This window comes from Acinetobacter piscicola, from assembly GCF_002233755.1.
GTDB lineage: Bacteria > Pseudomonadota > Gammaproteobacteria > Pseudomonadales > Moraxellaceae > Acinetobacter > Acinetobacter piscicola.
Genome location: NZ_KZ268704.1, coordinates 293,374 through 307,766 on the forward strand (window position 1 = coordinate 293,374; position 14,393 = coordinate 307,766).

The 14,393-nt window shown below is 36.5% G+C and carries 14 protein-coding genes; 3 read left to right on the plus strand and 11 right to left on the minus strand.

Annotated features, from left to right (window positions below; translation table 11 throughout):
• Positions 1 to 72 precede the first annotated feature (72 nt).
• The 7 genes from CDA10_RS01280 to CDA10_RS01310 all read right to left on the minus strand — a co-directional run bounded on the left by CDA10_RS01280 (position 73) and on the right by CDA10_RS01310 (position 9,382).
• The gene (locus CDA10_RS01280) at positions 73 to 1,020 is read right to left on the minus strand and encodes a hypothetical protein (protein ID WP_089603708.1); all 948 of its coding nucleotides are present in this window, start codon (positions 1,018 to 1,020) and stop codon (positions 73 to 75) included.
• Between the two features lie 87 nt (positions 1,021 to 1,107).
• A complete protein-coding gene (locus CDA10_RS01285; protein ID WP_089603709.1) occupies positions 1,108 to 2,541 on the minus strand; it encodes a hypothetical protein in 1,434 nt (477 codons plus the stop codon).
• A 12-nt stretch (positions 2,542 to 2,553) separates the two neighbouring features.
• Positions 2,554 to 4,950 (minus strand): DUF6160 family protein, encoded by a 2,397-nt coding sequence (locus CDA10_RS01290; RefSeq protein WP_089603710.1) that lies wholly within the window; start codon positions 4,948 to 4,950, stop codon positions 2,554 to 2,556.
• 13 nt (positions 4,951 to 4,963) lie between these two features.
• Positions 4,964 to 5,680, minus strand: coding sequence for a hypothetical protein (locus CDA10_RS01295; RefSeq protein ID WP_228704577.1), 717 nt, complete (start codon positions 5,678 to 5,680; stop codon positions 4,964 to 4,966).
• A 13-nt stretch (positions 5,681 to 5,693) separates the two neighbouring features.
• The gene (locus CDA10_RS01300; protein WP_089603711.1) at positions 5,694 to 7,823 is read right to left on the minus strand and encodes a hypothetical protein; all 2,130 of its coding nucleotides are present in this window, start codon (positions 7,821 to 7,823) and stop codon (positions 5,694 to 5,696) included.
• Positions 7,824 to 8,071: 248 nt separating this feature from the next.
• Positions 8,072 to 8,641, minus strand: coding sequence for a dCTP deaminase (dcd, locus tag CDA10_RS01305; protein WP_089603712.1), 570 nt, complete (start codon positions 8,639 to 8,641; stop codon positions 8,072 to 8,074).
• Positions 8,642 to 8,788: 147 nt separating this feature from the next.
• A complete protein-coding gene (locus tag CDA10_RS01310; protein ID WP_089603713.1) occupies positions 8,789 to 9,382 on the minus strand; it encodes a LysE family translocator in 594 nt (197 codons plus the stop codon).
• Between the two features lie 466 nt (positions 9,383 to 9,848).
• Here CDA10_RS01310 and CDA10_RS01315 point away from each other — a divergent pair, with 466 nt between their 5' ends.
• Positions 9,849 to 10,400, plus strand: coding sequence for a DUF2062 domain-containing protein (locus tag CDA10_RS01315; RefSeq protein WP_171333923.1), 552 nt, complete (start codon positions 9,849 to 9,851; stop codon positions 10,398 to 10,400).
• 356 nt (positions 10,401 to 10,756) lie between these two features.
• Here CDA10_RS01315 and apbC read toward each other — a convergent pair whose 3' ends face one another.
• Positions 10,757 to 12,010 carry an iron-sulfur cluster carrier protein ApbC gene (apbC, locus tag CDA10_RS01325; RefSeq protein WP_089603716.1) on the minus strand — a complete coding sequence of 418 codons (1,254 nt, stop codon included), beginning with the start codon at positions 12,008 to 12,010 and terminating at the stop codon, positions 10,757 to 10,759.
• Positions 12,011 to 12,408: 398 nt separating this feature from the next.
• Here apbC and CDA10_RS01330 point away from each other — a divergent pair, with 398 nt between their 5' ends.
• On the plus strand, positions 12,409 to 12,708 hold the full coding sequence (locus tag CDA10_RS01330) for a hypothetical protein (RefSeq protein WP_089603717.1): 300 nt from the start codon (positions 12,409 to 12,411) through the stop codon (positions 12,706 to 12,708).
• Positions 12,709 to 12,784: 76 nt separating this feature from the next.
• Here the strand turns inward: CDA10_RS01330 and CDA10_RS01335 are convergent, their stop codons facing one another.
• Positions 12,785 to 12,979 (minus strand): hypothetical protein, encoded by a 195-nt coding sequence (locus tag CDA10_RS01335; RefSeq protein ID WP_089603718.1) that lies wholly within the window; start codon positions 12,977 to 12,979, stop codon positions 12,785 to 12,787.
• A 198-nt stretch (positions 12,980 to 13,177) separates the two neighbouring features.
• Here CDA10_RS01335 and CDA10_RS01340 point away from each other — a divergent pair, with 198 nt between their 5' ends.
• Positions 13,178 to 13,396 (plus strand): DUF6500 family protein, encoded by a 219-nt coding sequence (locus tag CDA10_RS01340; protein WP_089603719.1) that lies wholly within the window; start codon positions 13,178 to 13,180, stop codon positions 13,394 to 13,396.
• Here the strand turns inward: CDA10_RS01340 and CDA10_RS01345 are convergent.
• Positions 13,393 to 13,701 (minus strand): putative quinol monooxygenase, encoded by a 309-nt coding sequence (locus CDA10_RS01345; RefSeq protein ID WP_089603720.1) that lies wholly within the window; start codon positions 13,699 to 13,701, stop codon positions 13,393 to 13,395. The two genes, CDA10_RS01340 and CDA10_RS01345, sit on opposite strands and share 4 nt — an antisense overlap.
• 111 nt (positions 13,702 to 13,812) lie before the next feature.
• Positions 13,813 to 14,316: a hypothetical protein gene (locus tag CDA10_RS01350; protein WP_089603721.1), complete on the minus strand. Its 504-nt coding sequence runs from the start codon at positions 14,314 to 14,316 to the stop codon at positions 13,813 to 13,815.
• Positions 14,317 to 14,393 lie beyond the last annotated feature (77 nt).

The following is a 14,393-nucleotide window of genomic DNA, read 5'->3' on the forward strand; positions in this document are numbered from 1 at the left end:
AATAAATAAACTTTTCACAATTGTCTTAATAACTTCAAACACCTAATGTCGTAAAAACTCTAAATATACAAACTACATCCCTTTAATTGTCGTTTTTAAATTTGTTACGCTAGCACCTGATAGCCCAAATGACCCCATAGTACTATTACTTAAACCTGCAAAACTAGTATCCGTCTGCCCTTGAACACCTAGCATAAGATTATTTATCCCTATATCCATTTTGCTTGTGGTTCCTGTATTACCAATCACCATGCCCGATGGTTCGAACCCCGCATAAAAATTATCAAGTAAAAAACCTGTGGTTTGATCTGTTGCAGTCATTTTCAAATCAAAAGCAGCACTTGTATTTCCTGACACCAAACTTATAGGACAACTGGTCGAACAAATTGCCTTTATTGCTCCATGAAACAGAAACATTCTATTTTGAGGTGCATTACCTAATTGTATATTTATAGACGGTTTATTGGTGTCATGAAACAGAATATCCAATTTATTGGATGTACTACCCACTGTTAATAATTTATATACATCTGAATTTAGAACAGTACCTGTATAAATTAGTTTTTGTATAGTAGGTGTTGAAGTAGAATTTACCCCTGCTAGATAAATTGCAAAAGGAGATACACTTATCCCAGAAATATTTTGACCAAATTTAAAGTTTATATTGCTAAAAGGATGACCATTATTACCATCCGTATCTAAAGACATCTGTATAGTCGGAGAAGCATTAGCGCCGATAAAATCTAGCGTTACAGGTGTATTTGCAGCCGTCCCAGCTAACACATAAGAAGCTGGTGCAGCATAATTTGCACTAGCCTTCAGTAAATGATCTGCTGGCAATCCATTATTATCGATAATAGAAGCTTGATTGATTTGAATCCTACTTACACCTAGGTTTATATTAAAACCATCTCGCCCTGTAGATGCAGACAAGTCCGCATCATTCATTGCTTCTAAAGCAAATGTTGTCTGACTCATAACAACTGCAATACAACAGCAATATTTTTTTATTTTTTTCATTTGTCCTAATCCTTAAGACAATTTAGTTTGTTTAACTTTAGGTGAAATTATATTCATCCGCAAATACATTTCGATAAAGTGCAATTTTTAACAAAATTTTAAACTACCATAACAGTTACTAACTGGTTTTTGGTTGTTATCTAAAAGTAGATTATTTAGGGTCATTACTGCACGTGCATTGTCTGCAAGTATGATTGAGCCAATACCTTGATAAATTGGAGCACCTGTAAGTGCATTCCATGTATTGGCGGCTCCTAAATTAATATTATTTTGCGACAAGTAATTCGTAATAAATGTACCAATTTGTGGCAAGACATCATCCATATTAATTCCAGAAGTTGGATTCAATGCACCAAAATCCAAAGGGTCTTTAAATGATAACCAATATCCAGGTTGTGCCACATCAGCAGCATCACTGCCAGGCCACTTAACAGCAGCATTTTGGAGACTCAAATAGCCACCACTAGTAATTGGCAAGTTATGAATCAGACTAAAATTTTGCTTTACAGCAACATTAGCTTTTAAATTCTTAATATATGAACAACCCGACGCATTTAGATTTGCAGCGCAACCAGCTGCTGTTGTTCCCTCTGCACCCATATAGAAAGTAGCATCACTAACACTTAAAATAGACGAATCCAATAACATTTTAATGGCTCCACTATCCGCACCAATTGCAATTGTCGGAATTGGAACATCATTGACCACTAAATTGAGCTGAGACATCCGATTGCCCGTTACAATTGTTTCAGGGAAATTAAAACTCACAATTTGTTTTGTGACCTGTATCCCCCAAGGCTTACCGTTATTAGTGGAAGATTGCATCGCTGCTGCATCTGTAAATACTGTTCTTGGAAACAAACCTAAAGCTGTAATTTTTGCAAAAATACGTTGATCTTCAGTGGTACCAAAATAAGCTGGATCCGTAAACGCATTGACTGGAGTTTGAGCAACTTTCAGAAAGCCACTAAAAGTTTTTATTCCATCAGTCGGATCTTGCACATTATCTGTACCCGCAGAAAGATATCCCATAATTTTTTCAGCACTTAAACGGAATCCAGTCACTTCTCTAGTCGAAGCAGAATTTGGGTTTTTGATTGCAAACTCTAAAAAGGGGTTCGTTATTTCTGCACTACTACTCGCTCGTCCTTTGGTCCAAGTTGGTGTTCCACTCGCATCTTTTGCATCAGGCAAGCCACTTAGAGATATATTAGACATATCAATATCACATGCGCCTGCACCATTTACACCGCCACAGCCAAGCTGCATATTTTTGATATTAGCATTTAACTCTACTTTCGCCTCAAGACCAAGTTTATAGAAACCATAGTCCGAAGTCGTAGCACCTACACCTGCACCTGATGGACCAGTAAAACCCAGTGATAATAAAGCCTGACCCGTTTGTTCAGATAATTCACTATCTGTTAGCTCGTGCATTTGAGAAGTTGCAAAAATAGAAGTAGACATAATCGTAGTCAAAATGCCTAGTGCGAGTTTAGATTTATATATTTTTTTCATCATTATATCCTTTTGTTAATTTCTTGGTGTAAGCGTTAAGCTACTGCTTAAACGACCACCAGTCATCACCATTTCTCCCAAACGCTGCCCTGTGGTATTGCTTGAGTTTGGTGGATAGAAATTAATATCTTTTACTCTAAAAACTTCATTTGGATCTTTATCTGGATTAAAGTTCAAAGCATAATTAAAGGCAACATTACCTTGCTTATCTACTGTGTAATCTGTCGTATTTTTACCAATCACAATACTGTTATTAAATCTAATTTTCCCTGAAATATTATCTAATCCCATCATTGATCCATCGACAGGGTCACTTAACTGAATTGCACCGTCAGTCAACTTATAATCACCAACAATAGTAAGCGCATTTCCATCTGCTGTCGCATTATTCGGAATGAGTGCAAATCCTATATCTCCCAACAATTTAATTTTGATACCTAACAAAACATCATTAGTTAATTTAAAATTATCTAAAGGTGAAGTATAGGCATAGCTTTTATATTTGGCACCTGGTAAATAACCTGCGGCAAGTTCTGCTGACATGACCATCAGCAAATCAGGCATAGTCAAATTTACATTACCATTCTCAAAACCCATACTTCCATAACCACGTAAAAGCATATCAATATTACGCAAGCCTAAATAATAATCTGTTGGCTTATTTCCATTGGTACTGACTGGACTACCATCAATCACCATTATTGATGTGGTTTTACTACCTGATGCATCTCTTCCCTCAGTACTTAAAGCTAGTGCCAAACCAAGTCTTTGAGAGTCTGTTACTGTAGATTTGGTTACAATACCATTGGTCAAACCATATACATCCCCAGTATAACTTTTTGCATATGTTGCCAAGTTCGCATTTAAATTATAAATAGGGAGTGCTAGCCCCCAATTATTGGTTTGATTAGTAAAAGCATTCGCAGTAGAAATACCAGTGCTACTGGTAAATCTACCTTGGCGCGACAAAGCTTGGAAATTCATTCCACGTATAGCTAAAATCAAACTATATGGGTTGATAGCATCATTGTGTATTTTCTGAATATAATCATTCGCATTCGTTAAATACTGCCCAGCTATTCCACCAAAGCGTGCCGTACGAAGCACACTATTTTCTGGTAATCTAATTGTTTGTGTATTCGCGAGATTGAGAAAAATGTCACCACTATCAAAATATGCTCTTTCTGCAGAGCCTGAAATTAGTGGGGTTAAATTAGAAAATTCAAAACCATAGGAATCATTGCCTGCACCGCCTATTTCAAGTGTTGTTGGTTTTCCTACCTTAGCACCTGTTAGCATTTGATCACCCACATTGGTAAATGATCCACGCATACGAAAACCAATCCCAGAACTCCCTATGACTGTTGAACTTGCTGCTGTTGTTGCACCTTGATTTGCAAAACCCAACACATTATTCAACTCATGTGTATTGGTGAGATTGTTATCTGTTGGATTTATTTTACCTGCGGCACTTATCCCTCGTATCTGTAATGTACCATCAACGATACGACCTGAAGCGCCCACTCGTATTAAACCTTTAGCCGCACTCGCATCATAAACGCCAGCTGTAGCATTTTTCACAGTTGAAAGCTCTATATTGATCCCTGAACTTGTTGCTCCATATGTTCCATATTGAGCTGTAGGTATCGAACTTTTATTCGGATCATCAACACGGTCAAAATCCACATAGCCTAACGTACTGGTAGGTGTATGAGATTTATTCGTTGTAGCTCCATTTTGATTGGTTGTAATGAATAATCCTTTTGCTGGATCTATAGTAATAAAGCCTTTTCCAGATAAATTAAAATTTAGCTTACTTAATAATTGGTTTTGCGTTAGAGCAGCAAGACTTTGTTTCTGCCCAATAAATAAATTTAGATTATTTAAACCCAAACTCAACGCAGCCTGATCTGTAGAGCTAAACAATCCATTTGGTGTTGTTAGTCGAATACCCATTGGACTTGCGACTTGCAACCCTAAACTCCCAAGACTCCCACCACAGGCCGGCGTCGCTGCGGTATCACATAAAGTCCAACTGTCTATAGCCATCGTGAAAGGTTTAAGTACCAATTGAGCATCAAGACCTGTTTTACTCCCCTCACTCGCTGCATTAAATTTCAAATTAACACCCGGCTGAGTGGCTCCCATGCCACTAAATACGACATTATTCGCATTGGCTCTCAAGGTTTGCTCTGCATTTGTTGCTGTACCAGCCTTATCTTCCCAATAGAATTTATCAAAATTGGCACGATCAAAATCAATACTTAAGTCCACACCATCTTGACCATTAACATTACTTAATGCTTGATCCGTTAGCTCTTCCAAAGCAAAGACTGACTGCGAAAGTAAAATAATACTCATACTTAAAGCTGAAAGTGCAAATGCTTTATGAATTCCGTTCTTTTTATTCATCCTTTTACCCTTTTTAGCAGCGAGAATGATCTATACAGGAAAAAACTTTTATACTTCCTCCAAGTGATAAATTCCCATTCATACTTACACCAAGAAACCCTTTTTCTCTTGCGACACCAGTGTCAGGATTATATTTATCAAAAGTATTATCTGTTGTTTGATTATATTTTGTGGTAGATAGAAAACCTTCTTGATTACTGCTTGACGAAGCAACCGCAGTATCCGTTTCTATAGAAAGAGATTGAAAGCCAAAATTTCTAATTTTTATAGTCTGATTTGGATCAAAACCAAAATTTAATGCGCCACGATACGTATCCGTTCCAGATTTTGACTTAAATGTAACATCAGCTCCATCCAATGATAATTTATCAATCAGTACTGTACCTTGTATACCTTTAAAAACTAACCATTGATTTTTACCAGTAGCAGAAGGAACACGCACCCCATTGCTATAGGTATCATTAGAACCATCATCATAGCGGTTATTCAGTGCAATTGCTAAACGGCAATATTCCAATTGTGAGCTCGAGCACACGCTTGAATCAAATTTATAATCAGCGGTATGATTCAAGCTAAGTTTAAGATTTAAATCTACACCTGCTTGGCCATTCACTTGTGCCAAATCTGTATCAGAAAGTGGTGTCAGTTGATCTGAATAACTCACACTATTCACACCTAACAACATTAGACCAACAAGACTTGCTGTAAGAATATCTTTAATTTTATTCATCATATACTCCAGCCTATAATCCAGTGGTGGTAAATTTAAAATGTTGAATTAGTAAACCATCAATTGCAGCTGAACCAAGATTATTTTTCGGTGTTGATCCTGCAGGTGTCATATTTTGTAATGTGCTATTAATATTTGTTGGCATTGTTGTTTGAATACCCAAAATCTGCCCATTCATATTTTGACGCTGAGTCGTTTCATAAGTATCTTTTGCGCCAACATTTGCCTTGGGAGCAACTGCGCCCCAAGCACTCCAACCACCATATGACCAAGTTCCCCAGAAATCCTGTGAACGAGTCCTTGTAGCATTCCATACTTGTGTATAATCCTGAGAAAGACTATTACTTAAATTTGTTTCTGTTTGCAATTCCCCAATCGAAACCCCAAAAGCCTCTATACCTTTATACGCTGTCGTTCTATTGGTTGTTGCATCGTAGACTGTCGAGCCTATGGTAATACTACTATGTGTTGCTTTAGAATCCTGATAAGTAACATTATTAATGGTTTGTGTCCCACCACATTTATTAATATTACACGTATTCCCTAAATAGATATTCCCATCACTTAATGCAACATCTGCTGGAATATCCGCATAACGTTGATAAATTTTACTATATACAGCAGCATTGTTTGGGATACGTGTTAATTCAATTGAAAAGTTAGAACCATTCGTCCCCAATATTAAAGGCTGCGCCAAACTACCTAATACTAGGTTAATATTTGGATTATATAAAAAGATTCCTTCTGCTTTTGTATTAGCCTTAAAGTTCGGTACAGCACCACCAAATGCTGGAGTTCCCGTTGCATCCGTGTTTAATAGCTCTTGTGTACTGATCCGTAATACGCTTTTCACAGCAGGCATACTCCAACTGTTACTCGATGTCGCTACAAAACGCCGTGCAGTTACCCCTTCCTGAATGGTACACCCAGCTGCCGCACCGTTTTGCGCTTGAGGACTTGCACATTGCCCACCATTTGGAAATGATCCTCCAGAAGGTAAACCATCATACGTTGTTGTTTTCTGCCCATTATTTGGTGGCATGTAAGTTTGCAAAATGCCTGAAGAGGTATTTGGATTAGCCGTGACATCCGAACCCTGTGTATAAATTACATTTCCAGCAGCATCTCGTTTTACACTATTGTCAGCATTTCGGGAAAAATCTAATTGATAAATTTTACGCGTTACAGCACCCAAGGTTACTGAGCCACGAGCATCAACCCCATCCGTTTTTCCGCTATTTAAACGGACAATGCCTGCAACACCTAAAGTTTGATTGTAAGACTTCGATAAGCCATAATTAAAAGTACCTAACTTATTTGCAGTGTCATTGATATAGCCTGTGACATTCCCATTCCCATCTTTTTGTGCAATCAACTTATAAACATCATAAGTCCCACCAGTATTACCCGAACCTACCCCATCTAAAGTTCGAAATACTTTTAAGTTAGAACCATTAACAGAAAAACCATCCCAAACCACCGCCGCACGAATTCGATTGGACAAGCCTTGCATTTTATTCGTGATACTTTCAGCTTGAGTTTTATCCCGCATAAAAGCATCTGCATACATACCCATTTTTAAATTATATGCAGAGGACTCAGCACCTGTCGTCGGGATCACATCATGCATTAACGGTGCTTCTAAAGTGATATAAGAAACGTCCTTAGTTGTACCAGAAAATGAAGGAACTGCAGTATCAGTTACAGTTTTTAATATCCATGGGTTTTGGGCACTACCCCAAGAGTCTATTGGACGTGCAAAATCATTTACAGTGGTTCCTAATGTACCAAAACCAACGCCCCAATCATTCTTGTCCCGACCAGCACCTACATTCTTTTTTGACTGCCCTATAGAAAGACCATTAACAAACACTTCAGCTTTTTGAAAGCCTTTACTTTCCGCTGTTGCAGAAATAGGTCCAACAGGGATCAATCGAATTGATCCACCACCAAGCTCATCATTTACACCATTAAAACGGAGGCTGAAATTTTCAGGCAGTAGTGCAATCCCTTCACCTGTAGACTCACTTAAACTCTCATCCGATAATTCTTCAAGCGCAAAACACGATTGACTTACACTCAAACTAATAAGTGAAGCCAGTAAAGTTTTTTTAAATTTTACTGTATAACCGAGTGTAGTCATCTTGACCTTCCTATTTATACGATGCTCCGCACCATATTTTATTTTTCTAAATATTCCTTTTAAGTGGTATCCCTACTTACCCACTTAAAACAAGGTTGATACTTTTTGCCAACCTTATCTCAATTTCCATTATGCTAATTATTTAATCAAATGCAAAAAGAATCTGCTCGTTATTGTTATTTTCCGATGAATGAAAGATGGATTTACCACCCATCTCTCACAATACACGTTATTATCAACAACTTATATTAAACCTTCGGCAAAGTCACACCTGTTTGACCTTGGTACTTACCACCACGATCTTTATAAGACGTTTCGCAGACTTCATCAGACTCGAAAAACAACATTTGAGCCACACCTTCACCTGCATAAATACGTGCAGGCAAGTTTGTAGTATTGGAAAATTCCAAAGTCACATGACCTTCCCACTCTGGTTCAAGTGGCGTGACATTTACAATGATACCACAACGTGCATAGGTTGACTTACCTAAACAAACGGTCAAAACATTACGTGGAATACGGAAGTACTCAACAGTACGCGCTAAAGCAAATGAGTTCGGCGGGATAATGCATACATCCGATTCAATATCGATAAAGCTTTTATCATCAAAGTTTTTAGGATCAACAATCGCAGAGTGAACATTGGTAAATACTTTAAACTCACGTGCACAACGGACATCATAACCATAGCTAGATACGCCATAAGAAATGAGTTTTTCACCATTTGCATCATAACGGACTTGGTTTTCTGCATACGGTTCAATCATGCCGTGTTTTTCGCTCATTTCACGAATCCAACGATCAGACTTAATTGCCATTTTTCTATCCCAAAATCTATTTTCAATACTGCGCTGTACTTTAACTGAAAACGCATTTGAAAGGAATGTTTAAACAGCAATAGAAATGCCCAAGTTCACATGACATCAAACTTGGGGCATAGATTAAATAGATAATTTGAAAATAGATTAAAGACTTAACAATGCAGAATAACTAAGAGGAACAGTAAAACTCACCAGTACTAAAGATGCTGTTCTTTGCATATTGCGTTGATTTAACCAACTCACTTGATTGCTACAAATAATTGAGCCGATAAAAGTCCAAAAGAAAGCAATCGGTACAATAAGCAATAAGAAACACAACATATGCGACACATATGCAGATGCATTTTGCCAAACATAGGTCGGGAAAATCGCTGAAGCGAACAATAATGCTTTTGGATTCAACAACGTTGCGACAAAAAGCTCACGTGCGCGAATACTTGCTTGATTAAAGTTTTCATCACGGTTGGCTGTACGCCACAATTTAAGTGCTAAAAATAGGATATAACCTGCACTAAATAGTTTCAAAATCGTCGGTACTGTTGGGAACTGTTTTGCAACAGTGCCAATGATTAATCCCCAAATACTAATGGAGATAAAGTAGCCAAGCGCTTCCGCAGGAATAAGATTGAGAGATTTTCGAATTCCAACCTGTATTCCAGAAGATGCTAAGAGCGTATTGGTTGGTCCTGGTGTCAAAAGAATCGTCACCACCAAGCCAATAAAAAACCATGAAATCATTAAATGACCTCATCAATGGATTAATTGCAGATTAAATCAGTTGTATTCAATTGGCAAAAAATTATTTGTAAGAGAACGTGTTACATTATGTCACATAAATATTTTTTCTATTTCTATTTCATAGAGTTAAATCGTCTTAAATGTCATAGAACTGCAAAGTCATCTTACAATTAAATGTCTTTTAAATATCCAAAACCAGATAAAGCATGGACAAATAATCTCTTTAAAATCAGTCTAGTTAGCAAATTGATGATTAAAGAAAAAATACAAAGTGATGAATTATAAATTTGAATGAAATCAATGACTCATTATTGCTGATTGATTTCAACTGCATATTTTAAGAAAACTTTCAGCTTTATTGTCTATTCTCTACTCAGTTTTTCCCGCACACTCATCGGCTCATCCTGATTAAAGCTGTCGTTTCAACCGCTATTGAGGCACAATAGATACCTTTCTTGTATTTTCTATGTTTATGGCAAAGCGTTTTTTTCAGTCTTGGCTTCCTTCTCCTGAAAAAGTCAACAATTTGAAATTTATGAAGATTTTTGGCGATAAAGCCTTAAGTCCTCAGCTTTGGTACGTCAACCGAAAATCCATTTCTAAAGCCATGTTTATTGGAACATTTTGGGGAATTTTGCCCATTCCGTTTCATACGGTTTTAATTGTACTTACTGTACTTTTCTTTGAAGCAAATTTACCTATAGGTTTAATCTTAGCGTGGATCATGAATCCATTTACAGTTGTGCCTATTTTAATTTTTGCTTTTTGGATTGGTTCAAAAATTTATCATGTCCATATGATCAATAAAGACATGCTTTTAGGTGTATTCCATCAAATTGTTCATTGGATTCAAAACTTTGGTCATGGACATATTGATTTAAGTTTAGCCAAAATTCTTGCAACGGGTTTATTCATTGAAGCAATGATCTTTGCATCGCTTCTTTTTATTGCAACCCGTCTTTATTGGCGTTGGAGTGTAGTGAGAAAATGGCGTGAACGGGCTTTAAAAGAGTTTTAAGTAATATAGGTATTTCCAACATAAATATATGATTTTAAATCAAGATCAAACATCCTTTTTAAACTTGGGAGAATCTCTCCAAAAGCGATTCATTCTTATAAAAATAAAGAATGCTAATCAGTTAAGCATAATTTTATTATTACTCATTGATAAATTTCCCCTAACCCTGAGCCATATATGGCGCAAGGCAAAAGAGGGGAACTATTGAGAATTTAAAACAATTTTAGATTCCTTGCGCAGCAGTGCTGCTCATCCCTCCTTTATCAAAGGTGAGGAGCATGTTCCGCAAGAGGAGGATTAAAAATGCTTAACTAACTGGCATAACTTATTCAAAGCACTTTTGTATCAATCCAGCATTAGAAAATTCGATGTGGATCTTTTTCAACTTTAGGTAAAGTTTGTGCAATTTTTTCTGCGATCGCCATATAACTTTCAGCAGCATCATCGCCTGCAATCACAGATGGTTTACCTGCATCTGCATTTTCACGTATTTGAACATTCAGCGGTAAACGCCCAAGCAATGGAATATCGTATTGTTGAGAAAGTTGATCACCGCCACCTGTACCAAAAATTTGCTCTTCATGCCCGCAGTTTGAACAAATGTGTGTCGACATGTTTTCAATCACACCGATCACTGGAATCTGAACTTTATTAAATAGTTCAATCCCTTTTACAGCATCCATTAAAGCAACGTTTTGCGGTGTAGTTACAATCACAGCACCTGTTACAGGAATACGTTGTGCGAGGGTCAATTGAATATCACCTGTACCCGGTGGCATATCGATAACCAAGACATCTAAGTCTGGCCAAAGTGCCTGGTTAAACAGTTGCATCAATGCACCTGTGGCTTTCGCTCCACGCCATGCGACGGGCGTATTTTGTTTACCAATCAAATGCCCAATTGAAAGCACCGCCATATTGTAAGCTTCTAATGGAACGAAATTTTCACCTTCAATTTTCGGGGTTTGACCTTCATTTCCGAGCATCGTGGGAATACTTGGTCCGTAAATATCCGCATCTAATACACCAACTTTTAAGCCCAGTTTTTGCAATGCTAAGGCAATATTGACCGTTGTAGTAGATTTACCGACACCGCCTTTACCCGATGAAATCAGAATCACGTTTTTAATTCGTGGGTGTTTAGGAATATCACGTTGTTGTGGTGCAGCTTTTTGAATCGGTGGATTATTCGGATCTTCTTCTGTTTGAACCGCTTGCGATGAGGCATCGACTACAGGAGGTAGATTTGGTTTTTCAGCTTTTGGTTTTGATGAACAACTATGTCCAGATTGACCATGTTGCTCGCTTGAACAACTGTGATCATGTTGAATTTTTTGTTGAATCACATGCATATTCAATTCTTGGATACCGCATTTCTCCAAAGCATCTGCAAGATCATCATGAATTTTTTGCAAATGGTCTGCTTCTTCTGGAAAAGTATTGATCGTCAGTTGTAACACTCGCCCTTCAACATTGACTTGAGTAATACGATCTTTTAATCCATTGTTTGAATCAGGCAAAATATAATTTTGAAGTACCATTTGGATTTCTTCTTCTTTCACCTCCTGTGCAGGAGAAAAAACCGATTTAAGTGAAGAAAGCCACGACATAGATTTGCTCCAAATTTGCAAATTCAACAATACTGAAGCGCTAGTTTAACTGTATTTTGTGTTCAGGTTAAGCTTAGTTCTATTGCGTCTTTTAAATGTTGTTATAAATCCGACTTATTGAGTTGGGTTTATTGAATAAAAGTACAAATTTATTCAACTTTCTCTCGTTTAGTTCCATTTTTATTAGAAATAATGATTTTTGGAATGATGAAAATAATCTTTTCACATGTAGATAAGTAGCTAAATTTGATAACTTATTTTTATTTATTTCCTACACTTTGTCATGTTTATTATTGAGATTTAGACCACAATTTCACAACAAACGATTGAATCAATTTTCGTTATATTATTTTTATATCAATCTAAATATTTTCTACTAACAATAAAAAGGTGAACTTATGCATCGTATTTTAGCTTTATTCCTCTCCTTATTCATTTCTAGTTTTGCGATTGCAGGAACATCAACCAGTGCTGTTCGAACTTCTTCTGGGCAAATGGTCAATGTTGGCGATACTTCTTCTGAAATGATGCTACGTATAGCTCAATCCCCTGTTTCAATGAATTCTTATGAAATGAAAGAAGGTGATCTGACTGTGACTGCCTCTGACTATACCTATGACATTGATAATGTTCTTTATACATTTACTGTGATCAATAATCAGGTGCGTAAAATTGAATGGGTTCGCAAAGATCCTTAATGATCAAAGCTAAATCGTTATGAAAATAAAAGCCTTTGGTGATGAGCACGAAAGGCTTTTATGTTGTGAATTCAACTTAGTTGGCTTGATCATCATCTTTCTTGTGTTTTAAATCATTAATCGCTTTTTCTCCTTTTAGAAGCGCCTCTTGAGCTTTATGCTTTAAATCATCAGCAACTTTTTCAGCACTTAACTTCGCTTCTTGTGCTTTCAATTTCAAATCATCTGCAACTTCTGAGGCTTTGTTTTTTAAGTCATCTAATTTTGTCATAGGCACTTCCTGTTACTCACATTAAATACGGTGGATACAACACTTTCATGACCTATTTATAGCAAGAGAAGTCTGTCTAAAGTTAGAAAACTGCAATTTGAAACAATCGAGCTACATAGCGACATAATGTAGTAATTTATTTGTATGATTGTTTATTTTTACATCCTGTTCATACATTTTTCATTTTATGGGGCAAATATGCGTCAAAGTTTAAGATCCAAAATCATTCAAATCTGTGATGAAAAAATTGCCAAAAAAGGTGATGCTGTAGGACTTTCATTTTACGCATTTTTTGCCAATAAAAATGATGATCCTGTGCAACTTATGGAAGCAGCAGAATGGTGGATTAAAACCCATCAACTTAATCACTTTGAAAAAGCCACTAAAATTAAGGCAATGATTCTTCAAGGCCTTTAAGTTTGTTTTGAAAATAGTGTTTCTACACAATGTAAATGCGTAAACTTCCCTTCTTTTCGTTGATATTGATCAATAAGTGGAACCAGTCGCTGAAAATGTTCTGATTGAACATGTGCATCTAATGCAGCCCGATCAGCCCATTCTTCAATAAAAACAAAATGCCCTTCATCTTTTAAATCATGAAAAAGATCATAAGCAATACAACCTTGTTCAAGTTTGGTCTTTTCAATCAGTTCTTTATACAGTGGTAACACTAAATCAATCTGATCCACTTGAATAAAATCTTCTGCAACAAGCTTTAACATTTAATTTTCTCTCAAAATTACGATTCAACCTTCTTATTCAAAATACGGATTCAACGTTTTTATTTACAGTTATATAGCTAAATAAACCACATTAAATTTAATCAAGCTTAATTAAAGTGGTGAAGACTTATATTCACGACATTCACTGCCTTTCAAACTACAAAATAATCTTTTATTGATAATAAAATACATCACATTCCCACTGACTATACCAACGGTTAATGGCAGTAACATGAGAAGCAGCGCAATCATTCCCCAAAATAGACTTTCGGCCATATTATGGATGACACCATCTAAAAATTGAATTAAAAATATAAAACTAAACCAACTCAAACCTACCATCACAATAGCTTTGAATATTTGCTTTATTTCAAATACTTTCTTGGGGGCTTTTAAACCACTCAAAATGATTAAAAAAATAAAGAAAGCAAATAAAACTAAAAATGGTGTGAGATAAAACAATACTTCAATCGCACGGCTCGACATTCGTTCCGATGCGCTAACAAATAAATTTCCATGGTAAAAGCGAAGAAACAAGCCAAGTGGTAAAACCAAACTGAATACTGAGGCTAAGCTTGCACTGATTGCTGAAAGTAATAAAACCCAAGATCGCATGATATTCTCCTTTTCCGATCTTGGTTTTATTGTCTAAAGCTAAAATGTGATTTGAGAGAGGTCTATGTGAAATTTGG

Excerpts from the sequence above, each read along its gene's own strand:
- CDA10_RS01280 (WP_089603708.1), bottom strand. The coding sequence starts at position 1,020 with ATGAAAAAAATAAAAAAATATTGCTGTTGTATTGCAGTTGTTATGAGT.
- CDA10_RS01285 (WP_089603709.1), bottom strand. The coding sequence starts at position 2,541 with ATGATGAAAAAAATATATAAATCTAAACTCGCACTAGGCATTTTGACT.
- CDA10_RS01290 (WP_089603710.1), bottom strand. The coding sequence starts at position 4,950 with ATGAATAAAAAGAACGGAATTCATAAAGCATTTGCACTTTCAGCTTTA.
- CDA10_RS01295 (WP_228704577.1), bottom strand. The coding sequence starts at position 5,680 with ATGAATAAAATTAAAGATATTCTTACAGCAAGTCTTGTTGGTCTAATG.
- CDA10_RS01300 (WP_089603711.1), bottom strand. The coding sequence starts at position 7,823 with ATGACTACACTCGGTTATACAGTAAAATTTAAAAAAACTTTACTGGCT.
- dcd (WP_089603712.1), bottom strand. The coding sequence starts at position 8,641 with ATGGCAATTAAGTCTGATCGTTGGATTCGTGAAATGAGCGAAAAACAC.
- CDA10_RS01310 (WP_089603713.1), bottom strand. The coding sequence starts at position 9,382 with ATGATTTCATGGTTTTTTATTGGCTTGGTGGTGACGATTCTTTTGACA.
- CDA10_RS01315 (WP_171333923.1), top strand. The coding sequence starts at position 9,849 with ATGTTTATGGCAAAGCGTTTTTTTCAGTCTTGGCTTCCTTCTCCTGAA.
- apbC (WP_089603716.1), bottom strand. The coding sequence starts at position 12,010 with ATGTCGTGGCTTTCTTCACTTAAATCGGTTTTTTCTCCTGCACAGGAG.
- CDA10_RS01330 (WP_089603717.1), top strand. The coding sequence starts at position 12,409 with ATGCATCGTATTTTAGCTTTATTCCTCTCCTTATTCATTTCTAGTTTT.
- CDA10_RS01335 (WP_089603718.1), bottom strand. The coding sequence starts at position 12,979 with ATGACAAAATTAGATGACTTAAAAAACAAAGCCTCAGAAGTTGCAGAT.
- CDA10_RS01340 (WP_089603719.1), top strand. The coding sequence starts at position 13,178 with ATGCGTCAAAGTTTAAGATCCAAAATCATTCAAATCTGTGATGAAAAA.
- CDA10_RS01345 (WP_089603720.1), bottom strand. The coding sequence starts at position 13,701 with ATGTTAAAGCTTGTTGCAGAAGATTTTATTCAAGTGGATCAGATTGAT.
- CDA10_RS01350 (WP_089603721.1), bottom strand. The coding sequence starts at position 14,316 with ATGCGATCTTGGGTTTTATTACTTTCAGCAATCAGTGCAAGCTTAGCC.